Origin of the sequence: uncultured Algibacter sp., assembly GCF_947490405.1 — a bacterium.
GTDB lineage: Bacteria > Bacteroidota > Bacteroidia > Flavobacteriales > Flavobacteriaceae > Algibacter_B.
This window is the reverse complement of record NZ_CANLGU010000001.1, coordinates 541,286-565,160: the sequence shown is the minus strand read 5'-3', so window position 1 is coordinate 565,160 and position 23,875 is coordinate 541,286. Positions and strand designations below refer to the sequence as shown.

Sequence of the window (23,875 nt, the reverse complement as noted above, 5' to 3'; positions counted from 1 at the left end):
AACAAAGCTTAAAGTCAATAAAAACAAGGTATTGCGTAAAAAGTACTAAATGTTGCTTCAATTGTCTTAACAAAAAATTAAGATTAAAATTAAATTTGATAATTCGAGTGTTATGTTTTTTGTATTTCAACCATAAAAAATATAAGACTAACTAAATTAAACTAAATTAAACTAAACTAAATTATGACAATGTATTATTCAAAAAAACTACTATTTCTAGTTGTTTTAATGTTTACAAATTTTCTAGTAGCACAAACAATTACTGGTGTAGTTACAGATGGGTCATCTGTTCCTTTACCTGGAGCTACTGTAATAGAAAAAGGTACAAACAATGGAACAACTACAGATTTTGATGGAAACTTTTCTATTACTTTAAATTCTAATAATCCAGTTATTTCTGTGGGATTTCTTGGGTACATCACTAAAGAGATTAGGGTTGATAGTAAATCGGTTTTTAAAATTGTATTAGAAGAGGATATTCAATCTTTGGATGAGGTTGTAGTTGTTGGTTATGGAACCCAAAAAAGGTCCACACTAACAACTTCGATATCTTCAGTAAAATCAGAAGAGCTAAGTGAAATTCCAGTAGCGGATATATCACAAACTTTGCAAGGTAGGGCAGCTGGTGTTAATATTTCAGCTGGAGGTGCCCCAGGTTCTAGAACTCTAGTAAGTATAAGGGGGTTAAATACGTTTGGTGATGGCGAGCCTTTGTATGTTGTAGATGGTGTCTTTACTACAAGTATTAATAATATTGACCCAGGTAGTATAGAAAAAATTGATATTTTAAAGGATGCGGCGGCAGCAGCTATTTATGGTTCTAGAGGTTCTAATGGTGTGATTATAGTTACTACGAAAAAAGGTATAGTAGGAAAAACATCATTTACTTTTAGTACATATACAGGTTTTCAGCAATCTAACAAAAGGTATGATTTGTTAAACACAGAACAGTATGTGCAATATATTAAGGAAATAAATGCGCAAGATGAAGGGGGAACATTAGTAAGTGTTATAAATAATAACCCTGAGTTTGATGGAAATGGTATTGATAACGATTGGCAAGAGGCTTTATTTAGAACTGCACTATTGAAAAGTTATAATTTTGGAGCTAATGGTGGTACAGAAAAAGCTAAATATAACTTTTCATTTTCAGCATTTGATCAAGATGGTATATATATAGATACAAATTTTAAACGTTACACTTTTAACGCAAACAGTGAAGCTAAAATAAGTGATAACTTTAAAATTGGAGAAACTTTTGCTTACGGTTACACAGAGACTATAGCGCCTCAAACAAGTGGAGGTCGTGTACCACTTTATAATGTTATTGCTGCTGCGCCATATATTCCAGTTAGGAATCCTGATGGTAGTTTTGCAGGACCTAATGCTGGTGATGTTAACAACTCTAGAAATCAAGTTAGAGTTCAAGAGACTGAAGATAATCTAAATAGAGCAACATCTTTAATTGGAAGTTTGTATGCGGAATTTAAATTAGCAGAAGGATTAACATTTAGGTCTCAATTTGGTTTAAATAGTAGATATGATTTTCAAGATAATATCAGTAGAGCATTTACTACTACTGGTCAGTTTGGACAATTAAACACAGTTATTTCTAAAAGAAGAACGAATTCAACATCAACAATTTTAACGAATACTTTGAATTACAGTAAGTCTTTTGGAAATCATAATATTGATGCTACACTTGTTGCAGAACAACAAAATGATAAAACTGAAGTTTTAACAGGGGATTTAAATAATAACGTAACATCAGAGATTCCAGAAGTTAAAGATGGTATTTCTAATAGTTTTACCATACCTGTTAAATTACTGTCTTATTTAGGACGTTTTAGTTATAACTATAACGGTAAGTATCTTTTACAAGCGTCTATACGTAGAGATAAGTCTTCATATTTTGCGCCTGAAAATAGCATAGGTTGGTTCCCAGGAGCTTCAGTAGGATGGATAGTTTCAAAAGAGAAATTTCTAGAGAATAGTATAATTAATAACTTAAAATTAAAAGCAAGTTATGGTGTTACTGGTAACAACAGATTACCTAACTCAGGTAGTCGAGTAAATCAATTCGACCCATCAGTAGCTCCAGGATTTAATTATCCTATTGATGGCGTAAGACAACCAGGTTTTACTGTAGTAGGAGCTAACAATCGTGATTTGGTTTGGGAAGAAGGTATAAACCAGAATTATGGATTTGACTTAGGGTTATGGAATAATAAAGTAACATTTGCTGCAGATTATTTTAAGAATCGTAGTGATGGATTAATTGTTGGAGAAGCGCAAAGACCTTCTGCTGGTATTCCTGGTGATTCACAAAGTGGTGTTGTATTACCAAAGAATGTTGGTGATGTTGAAGTTGAAGGGATGGAATTTACTTTAGGGTATAACGATTACGAAGGAGATTTTAAATGGAGTTTTTGGGGTAATGTGTCTATATCTGAAAGTAATGTAATTACTTTAGGATCCGTTACCCAACAATTAAGACAAGCATCTTTTAATCCACCATTCTCAGAACAATTAAGTAGATTGGCTCCTGGCGAACCAATATTCCATTTCTATGGTTTAGAGTTTGAAGGTGTATATTCTACAGAACAAGAAATTATAGATCATTTAGGAGCAGATAATTTAGATCCAAACTCTGACGCTGTATTTAAACCAAGACCTGGGGATGTGAGATATAGAGATGTAGACGGCGATGGTGATATTGATGATAAAGATAGGCTAGTAATTGGTGATCCAAATCCAGATTTTACATTTTCCGCTAATATAAAAGCTGAATATAAAAACTTTGATTTAAGTATGCTGATAACAGGTGTTTCTGGAGTAGATGCATTAAATTCAAATATATGGTTTTTGCAGGGACAGGAGAATGTAACTAATCACAGTACAGATGTACTACGACGCTGGCAAAACCCGGGGGATATTACAGATATACCTCGATTCAGATTTGAAGGAAATAATGAAAATAACTTTATATCTACACGTTATATACAAGATGCATCATATGCAAGATTAAGAAATTTTACAATTGGGTATACTTTCCCTACTGATATATTGAACAATACTTTCAAGGGTGTACTTTCAAAAGCAAGGCTATACGTACAAGGGCAAAATTTAGTAACTTTAACACGTTATGAGGGGTTAGACCCTGAAATAGCACCGTTTTATGGTTCTAATGGACTCTTGCAAGGAACCAGCATTGATCGTGGTGAGGCACCAAGACCTCAGACTTTTATATTAGGACTACAATTAGAATTTTAAAAAAAAAAAGATGAAAAACATATTTAGACTTAGCACAATAATTATCATGATCTCCTCATTATTGGTGATTTCTTGTGATGATGATGTTGCTGTAAAAAACACAAATGAACTTTCTGCTGATAGCTTTTTTGAATCACTTGCACAAATTGAAGCTTCTGCAAACGCCGCTTATGCACAATTACAGAACGCAGGCTTATACCAAAGGTATGGGTATATTTTACCAGATACATTCTCAGATGAATCTGAATCTGGTGGAGATCCTAATTTTGTAACATCATTTAATTTTTCCTTGACACCTTCTTTACCGCAAACAACTCAATATTGGAACAATTGTTACAATGGTATTGGTGCTTGTAATTTTGTGCTTGAAGGAGAGGAAACCATGAGAGGAAGATTGGCTACATCTAATTTCACTGAATCAGATATTGAAGACGCATTAGGACAAGCACATTTTTTAAGAGGCTTGTATTATTTCTTTTTAGTAAAACGTTATGGAGGCGTACCATTATTACTTGAATCTGAGGCTACTATTACCCCTGAACCTAGAAGTAGTGTAGATCAAGTATATGAGGTGATTATTAATGAATTTAAAATGGCTTCAGAACTATTGTTTCCAAAAGGTGCTACAGAAAATGGTAGAGCTACTCGTGGTGCAGCTTTAGGTATGCTAGGTAAAGTCTACTTACACAGAGAAATGTATGAAGAAGCTCAAGCAGCCTTTTCGCAAATTACAGACTATTCATTATTACCATTGGAAGATTATACAGATAATTTCAACGAATCTGGAGAATATAATGACGAGTCCATGTTTGAAGTTTCATTTAATGGTGATGCCACTGAGCAAGATTTATGGTCTCAAACTGGTATTGGTGTTTCTGAAGTGACATGGCATGCTCAAGAGTATACGGCTTGGGGTAACCTAAATCCTTCAAATAAATTATTAGCTGAATTTGAAGATGATGACCCTCGTTTAAATTTAGCCATTCTTCAAAATGGTGTTCCTTATGGTCCAAATAACGATTTAATTTGGAATGCTGGTAATATTAGATGGTTTAAATTTTCGCAACTTTATGATAATGCCACTATCATGCAAAATGGTTCAACAAATGCAAGAGTACTACGTTATGCAGATGTTGTTTTAATGCAAGCAGAAGTTGAGCACAAATTAAATAATGATCCTGGTGCTATCGATTTTTTAAATGAAATTCGTGAACGAGTAGAAATGCCACTTTATGGTACTCCTGAAATGGACGCAGCAGGCTACCCTGTTGATACCCCTTCAGGTGTTTTTGATGCTATTGTACACGAACGTATGATTGAATTATGTGGAGAGCAAGTCAGGTTTGATGATCTTGTTAGGTGGAATCTTGATGCTCAAGAAATAACCACCAATAATGCAGGGCAATCTAGAGGTTATAACCCTAATGTTCATAGGCTGATGCCTATACCTCAGTTAGAAATTGATACAAATGATGCAATAGGACCAGGTGATCAAAACCCTGGTTACTAGTTAAGAATTAATTATTATAGTTTTAGTTTCAGTTAAGAGAGTTGAGAGTAAAGTATTGACTTTGCTCTCCTATCTTAACAAATGAATCTAAACAAACTTAAGTGTTTTACTTTATCATAATGAAAATAAAGCAGTCTCTTCTCTTTTTGATTTTTTTTGTAAGCTTTTTGCAAGCCTGTAAAAAGGATGCTGTGGTTGATGATAAATTGAAAACTGAACAGAAAATTATTTTTAATAAACTGAATAAAGATTCTACGGGAATTGTATTTTCAAATACTCTTACTGAAAATGATACGCTTAACTATTTCACTTATCCATACATATACATGGGAGGTGGTGTGTCTGCTGGAGATATAAATAACGATGGTCTTACAGATTTATTTTTTTCTGGTAATATGGTAGAAAATAAATTGTTTTTAAATCAAGGAGATTTAAAATTTATAGATGTTACTGAAACAGCAAATTTAAAAGGAGATAATAGTTGGTATACAGGTACTACAATGGCCGATGTAAATAACGATGGCTTTTTGGATATTTATTGTTTGGTTGGTGGGCAATCTACCCCAAAAGAAAATCAATTATTCATAAACAATGGAGATAATACGTTTTCTGAAAAAGCTAAAGAATATGGGCTTGATGATATAGGGAATAGTGTTGATGCCTCGTTTTTTGATTATGATAATGATGGAGATCTCGATGTCTTTGTAGCAAATTATCCAATTACTCCATTTAACTATAATAGCTATAACTATAAAATGAGAATGGATCATGTTACTGATGATGAAACAGATAACTTGTACCAAAATGATGGAGGGAAATTTACAAAAGTGACTGAAGTAGCTAATGTTAAAAGCTATAGTTTATCTCTTAGTGTTACTATCTCAGACTTAAATGAAGATGGGTATAAAGATATTTATTTGTCTAACGATTTTGGAAGTCCAGATTGCATGTATATAAATAATCAAGATGGCACGTTTACAGATCAAATAAAAGAGACAACAAATCATACTTCATTTTATGGTATGGGAGTAGATATTGCAGATTTTAATAACGATGGTCTTTTAGATATTTTACAAATGGATATGGATGCTGAATCCAATAGGCGTTCTAAAGCAAATATGGCTAGTATGAATCCATTGATGTTTAAGAACATAGAAGATGTTGGATTTCAATATCAATATATGCAAAACACATTGCAGCTTGGTTTGGGTAACCAAGGCGGTACGCTTCCTAAATTTAGCGATATTTCAAGATTGGCGGGTCTTTCATCTACAGATTGGAGTTGGGCACCTTTATTTGTTGATTTAGATAATGATGGATGGAAGGACGTATTTATATCCAACGGAACTCGAAGAGAAATTAATAATAAGGATTATTTTGCAGGTTTAAAGGGACGAAAAAAGCATAAAGATAGTTTGTTGTCCAAAAGTTTAGAAATACCATCTGAAAAAATAGATAATTATGTATTTAAAAACAATAGAGATTTAACCTTTGAAAAAGCTAATAAGTTATGGGGTTTAGAGTATGAGGGGTTTTCTAACGGAGCTGTGTATGCAGATTTAGATAACGATGGAGATTTAGAAATAATCACAAATAATATAGATGATTATGCAACTATTTTTGAAAATAAAAGCTCAGAAAGTAACAATTATATCGTTTTTAAATTTTCAAACAAAAAAGACAATAAATTTGGTCTAGGTTGTCGTGTAGATTTAAGTTTAAAGGATTATAAGCAAACCCAAGAATTAACATTGAGTAGAGGTTTTCAGTCCTCAGTAGCACCTAGTTTACACTTTGGATTGGGAGACGCAGAATATGTTGATGGGGCTGAAATAACCTGGCCAGATGGTAAAAAACAAATTTTAAAAGATGTAAAAGCGAATCAATTTATTACTATAAATTATGAAAATGCTAAAGAAATAACTAAATCAACACCATCTTCAAATCCAATAGTTTTTAACAGTTTTGTAGATACTCTAGCAATTTATAAGCATAAAGAAAATATTTATGATGACTTTAAATATGAACTTTTATTGCCTCATAAAACATCGCAATTTGGTCCAGGAATAGCTGTTGGAGATTTAAATAATGATGGTTTAGATGATTTCTATGTTGGAGCTGCATCAAAATATCCAGGAGGTATGTTTTTTCAGGAACCTGATGGCAGTTTTAAACAACAAAAAACAAAAATACTTATTCAAGATAGACTTTATGAAGATATAGGTGCTTTAATTTTTGATGCCGATAACGATGGTGATAACGATTTATACATTGTTAGTGGAGGCAACGAATTTAAACCAAATTCTGAGATGCTTCAAGATCGTCTATATATTAACAGAGGTAATGGAAACTTCGTGAAAAGTAAATTTGCGTTACCATTGTTACCAACAAGTGGAAGTAGAGTAACAGCTGAAGATTTTGATAAAGACGGTGATTTAGATTTGTTTGTTGGTGGAAGATTAATTCCTGCAAATTATCCTTACCCTGCAAACAGTTATTTGTTAGAAAATGTAAGTAAACCAGGTAGACCTCAGTTTAAAATAAACAATAAAAATGCCTCGATCTTTTCAAAATTAGGTTTAGTTACTACATCACTTTGGTTGGATTATGATAATGATGGATGGGAAGACCTTTTTGTTTCTGGAGAATGGATGCCTATAACAGTTTTTAAAAACGTTAAAGGTGTTTTTAAAGATGTAACAAAAGAGTTAGGACTAGCTGATACAGTAGGTTGGTGGTTTAGTTTATCATCAGGTGATTTTGATGAAGATGGAGATTTGGATATACTCTGCGGTAACTTAGGTTTAAACTACAAGTATAAAGCTAAAAAAGATGAAACCTTCGATATTTATTTAAACGACTTTGATGGTAATAATATTAATGATATTGTACTCAGTTATTACAATGATGGTGAAAAGTATCCGGTGAGAGGAAGAGAATGCTCTTCGCAGCAAATGCCGCACATCAAAAAGAAATACGAAACCTATAACGAATATTCCACAGCAACATTAACAGATGTTTATGATGAAGATAAGTTAGAAAAAGGTATACATTATCAAGTGAAATCATTTGCAAGTATGTATTTGGAAAACACTAATAATTCTTTTAAACAACACATTTTACCCAATGAAGTACAAATAAGTCCAATAAATCAAATCCTCGTTAAAGATTTTGATAAAGATGGTAATTTGGATGCAATAACTGCAGGGAATTTGTATGCATCAGAAGTTGAAACACCAAGAGCAGATGCTGGATATGGAATGTTTTTAAAAGGGGATGGTAAAGGTAATTTAAAACCAATAACTGCGAAATCAAGTGGTTTTTACACAACAGGAGATGTGAAAGACATGAAACTTATAAAAATAAACAGCATTGAATATGCTATTTCTGTAAAGAATAACGATTTTTTACAGTTTATCAAAATTAATAACTAAAATTAAACTTAAACTAATTTAATAATGAAAAATTTCTTAAAACTTTTAACCGCTTTCGTTCTTATATTGGCAACTACGTCATGTGAGAAAGAGAATGATTTTAATTATGTGTTATTTGCAGACGAAGCCCCTACTGAGGTGGAAGTAAGTGTTGATATAGCAATTGATAATTCTGGACTTGTAACTGTAGCACCAATAGCTAAAGGTGTTTCGTCTTTTCGAATATTTTTTGGAGACCCAAACAATACAGAAACTCTTATTGGGAGAAACTTAATGGCAACTAATGTATATCCTGAGGGTAATTACACAATTAGAATCCTTGCCATATCACCAAATGATAAAATAACTGAAATTACGCAAGATATTTTTGTAGAAACAACAGCAATTTTAAATGTAGAGAGTGGTTTGTTGGTTTCTGAAACAGCTAAAGAAATAAGTGTAAGTCCTTCAGCAGATAATGCAGACACATTTGTTATTGATTTTGGAGATGGAACTACAGAAACATTAAGCAATGATGAAACTGCTACGCATACATATGTTGATGGTGGAGATTTTCAAGTAACTGTGGAAGCAAGCAATTCTCAAAATGGTAAAATGAATGAGATAATTGAATTAGTTTCTATACAAACTGGACCATTGGATTTATTATTAACGTTTGATGATCCTTTAACGGATTATACGCTTAATCCTTTTGGAGGTGTATCTACAGAGATTGTAATAAATCCAGACCTATCTGAAACAAATGAAGAAGAAAGTAATGTAGCAGCTATTACGAATTCAGGCAATGCATTTGAAGGGTTTACATACAGTCTTCCTACGCCTATTGACTTTAGTAGTGATAAAAAATTAGTATCTGTAAAAGTTTATAATGACACAGGTAACACAATTCCAGTTACATTGCAGTTTGTAAGTGGGGTTAATGGAGAAAGGGGCGTTGAAGTTATTGCTAATCATACAGGTTCTGGTTGGGAAACTTTAGAATTTGATTTTTTTACTGCTGTAAAAGTGTTCTTGCCTAACGATCCTGAAAACTCACAACCCTTAATACCTGTTGGTCAATATGGGCAAATAGCCATGTTTATTGATGGTCCCGGAAGCACTCAAGGAACATTTTTCTTAGATGATTTTATACAAACTCAAGGAGAAGTTCCAGTTGGTCCTGCATATGAATTTAATTTTGAAAATGATCCATTAGAAGGGTCTTTTGATTTTGGAGCACCAATACAAATTATAGATAATCCTTTTCCAAGTGGAATAAACACCTCTGCAAAAGTTTTAGAAATACAAAGAGGCGCTGGGCAATTCCAAGGATCTGGATTTAATATTCCATTATTGGATTTAACTACTGATGAAAAGATTATTACTATTAAGTTGTATTCTGAAGTGCCTGTGCCACTTGCAGTAGATTTAAAAGTATCACCAACAGGTGCAAGATCTGCACAAGTTCAAGCAAATCATACTGGTTCTGGATGGGAAGAATTAACGTTTAATTATGCTACTAATGCTATAAGAGCTTTTGAGCCAGGTGACGATACAAATTTTCAAGCAATGACTCCTGATGAAATAGGGGCGTATACGCAAATTGTTTTTATAGTGAATGGTCCATCTGCAGATACAGGAACTTTTTATATGGATGATATTATTAAACCATAATATTATTAAATTAGTTGTGTTTTATAATAAAACGGCAAACAAAAGTTTTTATATAATTACTAAAGAAAATTGTTTCAATGAAAATAAAAAGTCTAATTAAATATTTTAGATTAATACTTTTATTACTATTTAGTTTCATGCTCTCTTGTGGAGGTGATGATGATATTAATGTTGTTATTGTTGATGATGAAGGTGAAATACCTATTTCTGTTGATTTTGATATCACAGTATCTGAAACAAATACGTTTGAAATTTCAGTTAACAATACATCTACAGGAATTACAGGTTTAAATAGTTATTGGCAGTTTACCGAAAATGGTGAGTCTGTTCCTGATGGTGCTGGCCCAGAACGACATGTTTACTCGGTGTCTGGAGATTATTTAGTTACATTAACTGTTGAAGCTCCAGATGGAGATATTGCAGTTAGTAAAACAGTAATTATTGTTGGGGATGATGACTCTCCAGCTCTAAAAAATGCAGCAAAGGGTTTTTCTGTGGGTATGGCAGTACGCTCAGATCGTTTAACTGGAAGTCATAATGCCGTTTTAGTCCGAGAGTTTAATAGCCTTACGGCAGAGTTTGAAATGAAGATGGATCAGATTTATAAAACTGAAGGCAGTTTGGATTTTACAGCATCAGATGCTATTGTAGACTATGGTGTTGCTAATAACATGGATATTCATGGGCATACTTTAGTGTGGCATAATTCCATACCTGTTTGGATGAATAATTTTTCTGGAACTGATGAAGAGTTTGAGACTCTGGTAAAAGATTATATTACCACAGTAATGCAAAGATACGCTGGTAAAGTAAGATCTTGGGATGTTGTTAATGAGGCAATTGAAGACGGTACTAACAATCTAAGGAACTCAATTTTTAGAATTAGAATGGGAGCTAATTATATTGAGAAGTGTTACCAATATGCCAGAGACGCAGATCCAAATGCTATATTATTTTACAACGATTACAATGTTACTTTTGATAGTGGTAAACAAGCTGCTATGTTTGCTATTGTGGATGATTTAAAATCTAAAAACTTAATTGATGGAGTAGGTGCTCAGATGCATATATCCTACAATTTCCCCAGAAGAGCACAAATACAAAGTGTGGTAGACGGAACCGTGTCTAGGGGATTAAAAATGCATTTTGCTGAATTAGATATTAGAGTAAATCCTAATAATGATATTACGTCATTAACTGAGCAAAGAGCAATAGCACAACAAAATAAAGCTAAAGAGGTTGCAGAAATCTATAATGCAATTCCTGATGAAAATAAGTTTGCTTTAACGCTTTGGGGAATGAGAGATAGCGAATCATGGCTTCCTGCATTTTGGGGTCAACCAGATTGGGGTTTGTTTTATAATGACGATTTCACCCCTAAAAAAGCGCATACAGGTCTTATAGAAGGCTTTAGGTAGTAGTAAAGAATTATTCTTAAAAAGAAAAGAGACTGTTTAAAAACAGTCTCTTTTTTTGTTTTTAGTAGTACTTAGAAAACAATACTTGATGAATGATTCTATTGAAGCTTATTAGTGATATTATATAAACCTTATGTTAAGTTATTAACTGATTGAAATGAGAAGGTAAGGTAGGTGTTGAATCATATTGATGATTATAGATTATTTAGAATATTATTTTAGGATAAAACACTTCATTAAGAAATAAATAATGAATTGAAGAAGATGAAAAAAGACACTTGCCTTTTAAATTTCAAGTGTCTTCTTTTTAAAATTAGTAAAATTACAACTGTTTTTACTTAAGAGTTAAATTGTATTTTAAACTAAAAAATAATCTTTGGCTTTAACTAGTAAAGGGATTGTTATTGGATTCTAACCTTAATCTTTTTTGTAATACTATTTGATGCATTTCCAATATATAGAGTGTATTCACCTTTTTCAACCTCCCAGTCTGAAATAGATTCATTATAATAAGCTAATGTGTTAATAGGGATATTAATATTAATAGTTTTAGAATCCCCCTTTTTAAGTGTCACTTTTTTAAACCCTTTTAATTCTTTTAAAGCACGTTTAACTTTAGATTTTTGTTTTCCAATGTAAACTTGTGCAACTTCAGATCCATCTGTGTTTCCTAGATTATTAACACTGCATGATACTTTAATAGTGTCTTCTAAAGAATATTTTTTCTTGTCAGTACTAATATCAGATATACTAAAGTTTGTGTAAGATAAACCATAACCAAAAGCAAATTCGGGTTCTATTTTTTTGGTATCATGCCATCTGTATCCAACTAAGATGTCTTCTTTGTAGTATTGATTAGTTCCATCACCTGGATAAGATAACTCACCGTAAAAATGAGCTCCGTTGTCTTTTAATTTCTTAGGAAATGAAAACGGAAGCTTACCTGAAGGATTAACATCACCACTTACCACATCAGCAATAGCATGACCAGCCATACTACCCAGATACCAGGTTTGAATTAAACCATTAACGTTTGATAACCATGGTGTTTCTACCGCATTTCCAGTTACTAATAGCATCCCTAAATTTTGATTAACCGCCTTTAATTCGCTTATAAATTCTTCTTGGTTATATGATAATTCATAAGATTGTCTATCATCACCTTCACAATCTTGTAAATGGCTCTTATTTAATCCGCCTACGTATAGAACAATATCTGCTTTTTTAGCAGTTTCTATGGCTTGTACTCTTAATGAATCTTGATTTAATGTTGAAGGGATAATGTTATCATAAACCGAAGGCCCCGTATGATAACCCATTGCATGAATAATTTTAGCTTTTTTATAGCGTTGTTTTATACCTTCAAGCGGCGAAATTTCAAACTGAGGTTTTAATTCTGAAGAACCTCCACCAGCTGTCATAGAGCGTGTTGCATTTTCTCCGATAACAGCAATGGTTATGCCTTCTTTGTCTTCAATAGGGAAAAAATTATTTTCGTTTTTTAATAAAACAATACCTTCCTGAGCTACTTTTCTGGCTACATCATGATGCGCTTCAGTATTTACGCTTCCAAAACCTCTATTGGGTTTCAATGTAGTGCGGAACATCAATCTTAGAATACGTCTTACTTTATCATCAACTACAGATTCTTCTATATCACCATTTTGTATTGCTTTCAAAAAGGGGGAAGCTAAATAGTAATAATCATAATGATTAGAGGTAGTTGTACCTAAACCGTCTGTACCTGTTCCCATCTCCATGTCTAAGCCATTAACTGCAGCTTCCATGGTGTTGTGAGCAGAACTCCAATCGCTAATAACTACACCATCAAAATTCCAATCGCCCTTTAAAATGGTTTTGGTGAGTAATTCATGATGTGTTGTATATTGTCCTCTAAATTTATTGTAGGCCCCCATAATAGCCCAGACATTTGCATCTTGAACTGCAGCTTTAAATGCAGGTAAATAAATCTCGTGTAATGCTCTATCACTAACTTCAACATTAATAGTGCTTCTCCAATGTTCTTGGTTGTTTAATGCAAAATGTTTTACACATGCAGCAACATTGTTTTTTTGCACATTTTTAATGTATGGTACAACCATTTTTGAGGCTAGATACGGGTCTTCACCTAGATATTCGAAATTTCTTCCATTCAAAGGTGTTCTGTAAATATTAACCCCAGGTCCCAAAAGCACATCTTTTTCCCTGTAAAGAGCTTCTTCGCCTATGCTTTTTCCAAATTGGGCAGATAAGTTTGGGTTAAAACTAGCTGCTAAACAAGTAAGCGCAGGAAATGCAGTTATTGAATCGTTAGTCCAACCCGCATAGTCCCATGAATCCCAACTGATTTCTGCTCTAACACCATGGGGGCCGTCAGACATCCATATTTCAGGGATCCCCAAACGTTCAACACCTTTAGTGCTAAATTTAGATTGTGCATGACACATCGCTACTTTTTCTTCAAGTGTTAAAAGTGATACTATACTGTCAATTTTTTTATTTATTTCATTGTCTTGAATATCGTTTTGAGCAGTTGCTAAAGTAAATGAGAAAAATGTTAATAATAGTAAATATGAATACTTGATCATAATGTTTTATTGAGGATTAGTATGTTATTATAGTATGGAAATTTTAATTCCTAATTTTTTATAAAACTAAAGAAGGGTATTGCCTGTATTTATTACAGATTAAGCATTTTTTAGTATAAATACAGCAAGAGGCTATGCAATAGCTAAAGTGTTTAGATTTTGTATGATGTAAAGGGGTTTTAAGGCTTTAGTTGTTATTAAAAATTGTATTTTAGACCATAATTAATATTGGTTGAATGAAAAAAATAATCCCTCTTTTTATAATGACTATTGTAGCAATGGCTTGTAAAAATAATAATGAAATAAGTGCAGAAAATTATAAAGATGATAATATAACATCAAAAATAGATTCATTATTAAAGTTAATGACTATTGAAGAAAAAGTAGGGCAAATGAATCAGTATAACGGGTTCTGGGATCTTACAGGGCCTTCTCCTAAAGGAGGAACTGCTGCTAAAAAGTACGAGCATTTACGAAAAGGATGGGTAGGCTCTATGTTGAATGTGCGTGGTGTGGAACAGGTGCGCGCCGTACAAAAAATTGCAGTTGAAGAATCTCGATTAGGTATTCCGCTTATCATAGGGTTTGATGTTATACATGGCTATAAAACACTTAGTCCGATTCCTTTAGCAGAATCAGCAAGTTGGGATTTAGAAGCTATTGAGCAGTCGTCAAGAATTGCAGCAATAGAGGCTTCTTCAGTGGGCATTAATTGGACGTTTGCGCCAATGATAGACATAGGAAGAGATGCGCGTTGGGGTAGAGTTATGGAAGGTGCAGGAGAAGATCCTTATTTGGGCAGTCTTATAGCTAAAGCAAGAATTAAAGGGTTTCAAGGTGATGATCTGTCTAGTGTAAACACCATAGCTGCTACTGCTAAACATTTTGCGGGATATGGCTTTTCTGAAGCTGGCAGAGAATATAATACGGTAGATATTGGTACATCTACGCTACACAATGTTGTTTTACCACCTTTCAAAGCCGCCGTAGATGCTGATGTTAAAACGGTAATGAATTCGTTTAATGAAATTAATGGTGTGCCAGTCACTGGAAGTCCGTATTTGCAACGTGATATATTAAAAGGTGAATGGAATTTTAATGGTTTTGTGATTTCAGATTGGGCTTCAATAAGAGAGATGATATCTTGGGGTCATGCTAAAAATAAAAGTGAAGCAGCGAAAATAGCTGTGACTGCTGGTTCTGATATGGATATGGAAGGCTATGTTTATATCGAAGAATTAGCGCAATTAGTAAAAGATGACGTTATTAAGGAAGACTTACTTGATGATGCTGTACGTCGTATTTTAAGAGTGAAATTTGAGCTTGGACTTTTTGATGATCCATACAGATATTGTGATGAAGTTAGAGAAAAAGAAATGATTGGTCATCCTAAACATCACGAGGCTGTTTTGGATATGGCAAAAAAATCTATTGTACTTCTTAAAAATGAAAACAATCTATTACCACTTAAAAAGGAAGGACAAAAGATAGCCTTAATAGGCGCTTTAGCATCAGATAAAAATAGCCCTTTAGGAAGTTGGCGCTTGGCTTCAGATGATAATACAGCAGTTTCAGTTTTAGAAGGTATGCAAGCCTACAAAGGAAATTCATTAGTTTATAAAAAAGGAGCAGATGTTTCAGTAGGTAAAACAGCATTTGTTGAAGAAGTAAGGATTAATACTACCGATAAGAGCGAGTTTCAGAGTGCTATTACTGCTGCAAAAAGTGCTGATGTGGTAGTTATGGTGTTGGGTGAGCATGGTTTTCAATCTGGTGAAGCTAGAAGTAGAACTAATTTACAACTACCAGGTGTACAGCAAGAACTATTAGAAGCGGTATACAAAGTAAATTCTAATATTGTTTTGGTTTTAAATAATGGGCGCCCTTTAGCAGTTTCTTGGGCAGATGCACATATTCCTGCCATAGTAGAAGCGTGGCAGTTAGGTACACAAACCGGTAATGCTGTGGCTCAAGTGTTGTATGGCGATTATAACCCTAGTGGAAAATTACCAATGACATTTCCAAGAGGTGTGGGGCAAGTGCCAATATATTACAATTATAAAAATACAGGGAGGCCTAAAAATGTTGAAGGCAACGTGTTTTGGTCACATTATATAGATTCTGAAAACACGCCTTTATACCCATTTGGTCATGGATTAAGCTACACCACTTTTGAGTATAGTAATCTTAAATTGAATGGTTCAATATTCAATATTGGAAACGACATAACAGTTTCTGTTGATGTTAAAAATTCAGGAGATCGAGACGGTAAAGAGGTAGTCCAGTTGTATATAAGAGATTTGGTAGGTAGCGTTACAAGACCGGTTAAAGAATTAAAAGGGTTTGATCTGGTTGAAATTAAAGCAGGTGATACAAAAACCATAACATTTACTTTAGATAAAACAACCCTTGGATTCTATAATAATCAAGGTGAATATATCATAGAACCTGGAGAATTTAAAGTGTTTGTAGGCGGAAGTTCTGCACAAACTTTAGAAGCTGATTTCGAATTAGATTAAGTTTAATCAATTTTCTTATAAAATTATCAATAAGTAGCCTCTTTTTTTAGATGTTATCCCTGTTATTAAATTATTTTTAAGTACAGGATACTTAAGCAATCTAAAGATTATATATTTGCAAAAATTTGAATGATTTAAAAAGTTAGTTAGAGTTTTTAAATCACTAATTTTTTAAAGTAGTTAATATAAATCGTAATTAAAAAAATGAACAAAGACATTAATTTACAGGCAGCAGATAATATCAGAGCATTAGCTGTCGCTATGGTGGAAAAAGCAAAATCAGGTCACCCAGGTGGTCCAATGGGAGGTGCAGATTTTATGCATATTCTTTATTCAGAATTTTTTAATTATGATCCATCTGATATGTCATGGCCATTTAGAGATCGTTTCTTTATGGATGCAGGTCATTTATCAACTTTAATGTATGCGCAATATTACCTGCTAGGGAATTATTCTAAGGATGATGTTGCTAACTTCAGGCAATGGGGCTCAATAACACCAGGGCACCCAGAAGTTGATGTAGCTAGAGGTATTGAAAACACATCTGGACCATTAGGACAAGGACATACTATGGGTGTAGGAGCGGCAATTGCAGCTAAATTTTTGCAGGCACGTTTTGGAGATTGGATGAATCACAAGGTATATGGTTTTATTTCTGATGGTGGTATCCAAGAAGAGATTTCTCAAGGTGCTGGTAGAATAGCAGGTCATTTAGGACTGAGTAATTTTATCATGTTCTTTGATTCTAACGATATACAATTATCAACATCTACAGATGAGGTAACAAGTGAGGATACAGCAGCAAAATATGAAGCTTGGGGATGGAAAGTTGTAACCATTGATGGCCATAATCATGATGAAATAAGAAAAGCTTTAAAAGATGCTAATAACGAAACTGAAAAGCCAACCTTAATTATTGGTAAAACAATAATGGGTAAAGGTTGTGTAACTGCTGATGGAAGTATGTTTGAAGGGCATTGTGAACTTCACGGACAACCTATTGGAGCAACAGGGGCAGATTATGAAAAAACATTGCTAAATTTAGGAGCAAGTGTTGAAAACCCTTTTGATATTTACAGTGATGTAAGTGATTTTTATAAAAACATAATTTCTAAAAAAACGGAACAAGCAGCAAAGAAGAAAGCTGTAATTAATGCTTGGAGAAAAGATAATAGTGCTTTAGCCAGTAAATTAGATTTCTTCTTATCTGGAGAACTTCCTAAATTAGATTTTGAATCTATAGCGCATAAAGCAGGTTTAGCTACCCGTGCAGCATCTTCTAATGTTTTAGGTTATTTAGCTGATAATGTTGAGAACATGATTGTGTCTTCAGCAGATTTATCAAACAGTGATAAAACTGATGGATTCTTAAAGAAATCTTCAGCATTACAAAAAGGTGATTTTAGCGGATCATTTTTACAAGCAGGTGTAGCAGAATTAACCATGTCTTGTATAGCTAATGGTATAGCATTACATGGCGGTTGTATTCCTGTAGTAGCGACATTCTTTGTGTTTTCAGATTACATGAAACCAGCTATTCGTTTAAGTGGTATTCAGGAGTTAGGTGTGAAATATGTATGGACTCATGATGCTTTTAGAGTAGGTGAGGATGGGCCAACACACCAACCTGTTGAACAAGAAGCTCAAATTCGTTTATTAGAAAAGCTTAAAAATCACAGTGGAAAAAATAGTTTCTTAGCATTACGTCCTGCCGATTCAGCTGAAACTAGTGTAGCTTGGAAAATGGCTTTGGAAAATACTGATACACCATCAGGTTTAATATTATCTAGACAAGGTATAAAAGATGTTCCTGCTCAAGGAGAATCAAGGTATGAAGAGGCTTTAGCTGCAGAAAAAGGTGGGTATTTAGTAAAAGAAGTTGAAAATCCAGATATTGTTCTGATTGCAAACGGTTCTGAAGTTTCTACGTTAGTTGCAGCTTCTGAGATTTTAGAAAAAGAAAATGGATTAAAAGTGAATATAGCTTCAGTGATTTCTGAAGGGCTATTCAGATTACAATCTAAAGATTATCAAAATAGCGTCATTCCTAAAAACAAACCATTATTTGGACTAACAGCTGGCTTGCCAGTAAATTTAGAAGCTTTAGTAGGCGATAACGGAAAAGTGTTTGGTTTAGAGCATTTTGGTTATTCAGCTCCTGCCACTGTACTAGATGATAAATTTGGTTTTACAGGCGAAAAAGTAAGTAAAGAAGTATTAGAATATTTAAAAACAGTATAAAACCAAACTTATGAAATTTTTTATAGATACAGCAAACCTTGATGATATTGCAGAAGCTCAAGCTTTAGGAGTTTTAGATGGTGTAACAACTAATCCGTCTTTAATGGCAAAAGAGGGTATTACTGGTGAAGAGAATATTATTAACCATTACAAAAAGATTTGTGATTTAGTAGAAGGCGATGTAAGTGCAGAGGTTATTTCTACAGATTTCGATGGTATGGTAAAAGAAGGTGAAGCTTTGGCAGCTTTAAATCCACAAATTGTTGTTAAATTACCTTTAATAGCAGACGGTATCAAAGCTTGTAAATACTTTTCAGATAAAGGTATTAAAACAAACGTAACTTTAGTTTTTTCTGCAGGTCAAGCGCTTTTAGCTGCCAAAGCAGGAGCAACTTATGTGTCTCCTTTTATTGGTAGGTTAGATGACATTTCAACAGATGGTTTAAACCTTATTGCTGAAATCAGACAAATTTATGATAACTACGGTTTTGAAACACAAATTTTAGCTGCGTCTGTACGTCATACTATGCACGTTATCGATTGTGCTAAGTTAGGTAGTGATGTTATGACTGGAGGTTTAGCATCTATCAAAGGTTTGTTAAAACATCCTTTAACTGATATTGGTTTAGCTAAATTTTTGGCAGATTACAAAAAAGGAAACAGTTAATTAATTAAAATAGTTTTTTTTCAAATAAAAAAAGCTTCCCTTTCTTAAAAAAAGGGAAGCTTTTTAATATTATAGACGCTACTTAGCTTTAATAATAACTATTTGATTCATTAAATCTGTTTTGGATATTTAGTTTTATAACTTTTTGTAGTTCCATTAAAACCAGCAAATTATTAATACTTTGTTTTTTTGAGAGATACTCTCTAAGACAAAAAAATGCTTTTTTTCTTGTAACAAAAATACTGTTAGGAAGTCTTGTAAATAACTACTAAATCAATATTTCGTAATTTTGTTATATCAAAACTTTCTTAACATGGATATTAATGACAATATAGAATCACCTATGGTGCTGAAAGTTGGTTTTAACAAACTACTTGAGCATTATGAAAATTTAGCTAAAAGTGACGATGAATTTATGTCAGCTAAAGCTAAACGTGTTCTAAAATCAGCAGAGCCATATCCAGAATTAAGAACGGGGTTTAGTGATACGCAAATTCTAAACGATAGGGAAAAAGAAATTAGTATTATTCTTCAAGATTCGTTTGCACCTGTTTTAACTAAAAATGAAATTAAAACAGCTTCAGTGCCGTTTCATGATTTAATTTTTAATTCATCTGAAAGATTTAAACAGATTATAGAAATAGCTGGAGATGATTTTGAATTGAATATCAAAAACATGCCAGACGACCATCGTTATATTATTGCGTGTACAGTGATTTTGAATTTTTGTTATGGATATAACTTAAATTTTAAACGCCCATTTTATTACGAGATTCCTGATGCAAACGGAATTTTAAGATTTTATAAAATACTATATAATGCCGATTTTTGCGAAATAGTAGCTACTGATAAAGCTAAAAAAATAACTAAGGAAGATTATAAATTACTTTTAGATAATTTTGAGAATTTTGAGTTGTGGAAAGAAAAATTTCCACCCAATAGCTATATTTTCAAAGGCTTTGTTATCTCTAATATTTTTGATGTTACTGAAGATCAATCTATATCCAACATAAAATCTAATTTAATAGGAGAAGATAAGCGAAAGGATGAAAATTTTATACATGAATTTCATGATGTTTTCAGATCGTTATTGGGTATCAACGATTTGCAAGTTGGTTTTTCTATTTACAATGAAGAAGAAAATGTTTTTGAGCGTGTTTACGGTGTAGGTATTAATAGCTATTTGCTTGGAGATCAAGAGCGTATAGAATGTAGTAGTTCACTATGTAAATGGTCTTATAATCGATTGATTAAAGAGAACAAATATTTTTCCATTTCTGATGTTGATGAGGTTTATGATGTTTATGAAAAAGGAAACGAGACTTGTGCACCTCAAGTGGAAGTGCTTTATAAACAGGGTTTTAAAAGTGCAATATTCGCCCCTATAGCTAATGATGAAGGCTTAATGGGAGTTATGGAAATTGTTTCTAATACGCCTCATGCGTTAAATAGTATCAATGCAAATAAGCTTATAGATATTATGCCATTTATTGTTTCGGCAGTAGAACGTTCTAAAAAGGAAGAAGAAAACTTAATTGAGGCTATTATTCAAAAAGAATGTACTTCAATTCATCCAAGTGTGCATTGGCGTTTCGCAAAAGAAGCAAAAAACTATATTAAGTCTGAGTTAGAAGGACAAGAAACATCTTTTAAAAAGATAGCTTTTGAGAATGTTTATCCGCTTTATGGACAAATAGATATAAAAGGGTCTTCTGAAGCTAGAAATAATGCTACTCGAGAAGATTTATCACTTCAACTTAAAGCTGCTAAACGTATTTTAACAAAAGCTTTCGAATTAGAAGGTTTGCCTATATATGAGCAGTTTATATATCAGATAAATGATTTTCAAAATGGTTTAGACGATAATTTCCAGGTTGATAGTGAACAACAAATTTCTACGTTTTTTAAACAAGATGTTGAGCCTTTATTAAATCATTTAAAACAAAATGGGCTGCTGAAGGAAGATGTAAAGACCTATTATAATAAAATAGATGGCAAGGTAAATGTGCTATACAAACACAGGAAAGATTATGATGAAACCATAGCAAAAATAAATCGTGAAATGGCTTCACTACTTGATAAAAAACAAGTAGAAGCGCAACAAATGTACCCTCACTTCTTTGAGCGTTTTAAAACAGATGGTGTAGAGCACAATATGTATGTAGGTGAGTCTATTACAAAAGAGGCAAGTTTTAATCAGATTTACCTCTATAATTTACGTTTATGGCAATTGCAAGTTATGTGTGAGATGGAAAATGCATATTACCAAATGCAACCAGATTTCCCTGTTGCTTTAGATGTTGCATCTATGATTTTAGTGTTTAATCAACCGTTAACTATAAGTTTTAGAATGGATGAAAAGCACTTTGATGTTGATGGTACATACAATGCACGTTATGAAATTGTAAAAAAACGTGTAGATAAAGCCTATATAAAAGGTACAAGACAACGCATTACTCAAAAAGGAAAAATAAGTATTGTATATTCTCAAAAACAAGATGAACAAGAGTATTTAAGCTATGTAAAGTTTTTACAGTCTAAAAATTACTTAGATACCGATGTGGAAATTGTGGAATTGCAAGACTTACAAGCTGTTACTGGATTAAAAGCCATAAGAGTAAGTGTGTTATATCATAAAGATGAAAATGACAAAGCGTTTTACACGTACGATGATTTAATGAAAGAATTAAAAGCTTAGTTTTTTATTTTATGCTGCTGCACCAGTAGTTGTAAATGCTACTGCAAAAGCAATAACACTAACTATAATTCCTATCATAAAAACCGTGTAAGTTGTTCTTAAAAGGTTGTATTTTCTATTAAGTACTAGTCCTAAAAAGTACAAATCCTTGGTTAAGGAACCGTACAAATAATCTTTGTCTTGCATCATCTCTCCCATAGCCCATTCAAAATCTTTTAAACTCATTTGGTGGAAATTACCAAAGAAAAGTAAGTTTACCTTTTTATTCGCTACATCTTCTTTTGTAAACTGCCCTTTAGTAACATTTGGTCTAGTAGCTAGTACTGATAATACAATTGAGGCCACGGTAAAAGCTAGAAAAATAAGTGTTGGGTATATTAAGTGAGCGTTTGAAGGATTGTCAAGTTTAGGTAATAAATTAGATAAGGCCACCGAAATAATAATAGCATTTACAGAAAGTAAAATATTGGCTTTAGTATCTGCAATATCACTTAAAGTAATATGGTTTCTCAAAGCTACACGAAACATCGTTTCTATACCTCTGTCTGGTAAATCTAGTTTTTCTTTTTTAAATTTTAACTCAGCCTTTTTCTGTTTTAGTTTTTCAGTAGAAGCTTTTATTTTATTTTGATTTTGAATAAGATTAGCTAAGTTTTTACCCTTTCGTTTCTCCCATTTACTTGCTGCTAATGGCGAATAAAATGTATGATTGGTTAAGAAATTGATGTTTTCTTCTAGCCACTCTGTTTTCGACACTTTTTTGTTTAATGTTAGTTCCCATTCTTTACGAAGTAGTGAAGTGTAATCTTCATACTTTTTACTTGAAACATGTGCGCAATCTGCATCTCTAATTAAGCCTTCCACGGCATTTTTGGGTTTATAGCCCATTTTAGTTGCAGCAATAATTTTAGAAATAGCGTTAATATCTGTTTCAGGAACATTTTTAGATTTTAAAAAACTTTTTGCAATTAGAATACTTTCTTCTTCATGGTTTTTAATAGTCTTCGCAAATCCAGTATCATGAAACCAAGCTGCAATAACAAGTTGTTGCTTTTCATTATCATTAATCGTAATCGATTTGTCTTCAATAAGCTCGTATACTTTTCTAACTACGCGTTGTGTATGCGCAATGTTATGATACACAAACGATGTGTCTAAATGATCATTTATATATTTAGTTACGAAATTTTCGGTTTCATTAATAAGAGCGTTCATGCTTAAGTGTGATTTTGAGTAAAAATACTAAACTTTAGTAACATTAAAATTACCTGTGATAACATGTTAATTTGTCGTAAATTTCACTAGTGCTTTCAATTGTGCTTCAAAGAATCAAAATTGTAAGTTTTCGGGTGTATTATCGACTAAAAATCAATTTGAAAGCATATATTTAATTTAACAAAGAAAGGACAAAAAGATATGCTAACGTGGAAAGAAGTCATAGGTTTTTCTGTAAACGGAAACCCAACTCCAGATAAGCGAGTTGAAAAAATAGAAGCCGAATGGCAAGCCCAATTAACTCCAGAACAATTTAGAATTACCAGACTTAAAGGTACTGAAAGACCTCATAGCGGTGCGTTATGTAGTATTTATGAATCTGGTAAATACAACTGTGTGTGTTGTAATACGCCGCTTTTTGATTCTACAATTAAGTTTGAATCTGGTACAGGGTGGCCTAGTTTTACACAACCTATCAAAGAAAACGCTATAAAATACGAAAGAGATACGGCTTTTGGAATGGTGCGTGTTGAGGTGATGTGTAATACCTGCGATGCACATTTAGGGCACGTGTTTCCTGATGGGCCAGAACCTAGCGGATTACGTTATTGTATTAATTCTGAATCTATGCAGTTAGAAACAGAAGTTTAGCACTATAT

At 32.9% G+C, this 23,875-nt stretch carries 12 protein-coding genes; 10 read left to right on the top strand and 2 right to left on the bottom strand.

The window, feature by feature from the left end:
• Nucleotides 1-183 precede the first annotated feature (183 nt).
• The 5 genes from Q0772_RS02260 (at nt 184) to Q0772_RS02240 (ending at nt 11,288) form a co-directional block, all read left to right on the top strand.
• Nucleotides 184-3,273: a TonB-dependent receptor gene (locus Q0772_RS02260; RefSeq protein ID WP_298339739.1), complete on the top strand. Its 3,090-nt coding sequence runs from the start codon at nt 184-186 to the stop codon at nt 3,271-3,273.
• A 10-nt stretch (nt 3,274-3,283) separates the two neighbouring features.
• Complete coding sequence (locus Q0772_RS02255) at nt 3,284-4,783, top strand: RagB/SusD family nutrient uptake outer membrane protein (protein WP_298339736.1); 1,500 nt, start codon at nt 3,284-3,286, stop codon at nt 4,781-4,783.
• A gap of 119 nt (nt 4,784-4,902) precedes the next feature.
• The gene (locus Q0772_RS02250; protein WP_298339733.1) at nt 4,903-8,217 is read left to right on the top strand and encodes an FG-GAP-like repeat-containing protein; all 3,315 of its coding nucleotides are present in this window, start codon (nt 4,903-4,905) and stop codon (nt 8,215-8,217) included.
• A 24-nt stretch (nt 8,218-8,241) separates the two neighbouring features.
• The gene (locus Q0772_RS02245; protein WP_298339730.1) at nt 8,242-9,870 is read left to right on the top strand and encodes a PKD domain-containing protein; all 1,629 of its coding nucleotides are present in this window, start codon (nt 8,242-8,244) and stop codon (nt 9,868-9,870) included.
• 77 nt (nt 9,871-9,947) lie between these two features.
• On the top strand, nt 9,948-11,288 hold the full coding sequence (locus Q0772_RS02240) for an endo-1,4-beta-xylanase (protein WP_298339726.1): 1,341 nt from the start codon (nt 9,948-9,950) through the stop codon (nt 11,286-11,288).
• 401 nt (nt 11,289-11,689) lie between these two features.
• Here Q0772_RS02240 and Q0772_RS02235 read toward each other — a convergent pair whose 3' ends face one another.
• The gene (locus tag Q0772_RS02235; protein WP_298339723.1) at nt 11,690-13,876 is read right to left on the bottom strand and encodes a glycoside hydrolase family 3 C-terminal domain-containing protein; all 2,187 of its coding nucleotides are present in this window, start codon (nt 13,874-13,876) and stop codon (nt 11,690-11,692) included.
• Between the two features lie 236 nt (nt 13,877-14,112).
• On the opposite strand from Q0772_RS02235, the gene bglX reads away from it, so the two are divergent.
• The 4 genes from bglX to Q0772_RS02215 all read left to right on the top strand — a co-directional run bounded on the left by bglX (nt 14,113) and on the right by Q0772_RS02215 (nt 22,001).
• The gene (gene bglX, locus Q0772_RS02230) at nt 14,113-16,395 is read left to right on the top strand and encodes a beta-glucosidase BglX (RefSeq protein WP_298339720.1); all 2,283 of its coding nucleotides are present in this window, start codon (nt 14,113-14,115) and stop codon (nt 16,393-16,395) included.
• Nucleotides 16,396-16,599: 204 nt separating this feature from the next.
• Nucleotides 16,600-18,636 (top strand): transketolase, encoded by a 2,037-nt coding sequence (locus tag Q0772_RS02225; RefSeq protein ID WP_298339717.1) that lies wholly within the window; start codon nt 16,600-16,602, stop codon nt 18,634-18,636.
• Nucleotides 18,637-18,646: 10 nt separating this feature from the next.
• Nucleotides 18,647-19,303: a fructose-6-phosphate aldolase gene (fsa, locus tag Q0772_RS02220; protein ID WP_298339714.1), complete on the top strand. Its 657-nt coding sequence runs from the start codon at nt 18,647-18,649 to the stop codon at nt 19,301-19,303.
• A gap of 313 nt (nt 19,304-19,616) precedes the next feature.
• Nucleotides 19,617-22,001, top strand: coding sequence for a GAF domain-containing protein (locus Q0772_RS02215; RefSeq protein WP_298339711.1), 2,385 nt, complete (start codon nt 19,617-19,619; stop codon nt 21,999-22,001).
• A gap of 9 nt (nt 22,002-22,010) precedes the next feature.
• Here the strand turns inward: Q0772_RS02215 and Q0772_RS02210 are convergent, their stop codons facing one another.
• Nucleotides 22,011-23,216, bottom strand: coding sequence for a Pycsar system effector family protein (locus tag Q0772_RS02210; RefSeq protein ID WP_298339708.1), 1,206 nt, complete (start codon nt 23,214-23,216; stop codon nt 22,011-22,013).
• A 201-nt stretch (nt 23,217-23,417) separates the two neighbouring features.
• On the opposite strand from Q0772_RS02210, the gene msrB reads away from it, so the two are divergent.
• A complete protein-coding gene (gene msrB, locus Q0772_RS02205) occupies nt 23,418-23,867 on the top strand; it encodes a peptide-methionine (R)-S-oxide reductase MsrB (protein WP_298339703.1) in 450 nt (149 codons plus the stop codon).
• Nucleotides 23,868-23,875 lie beyond the last annotated feature (8 nt).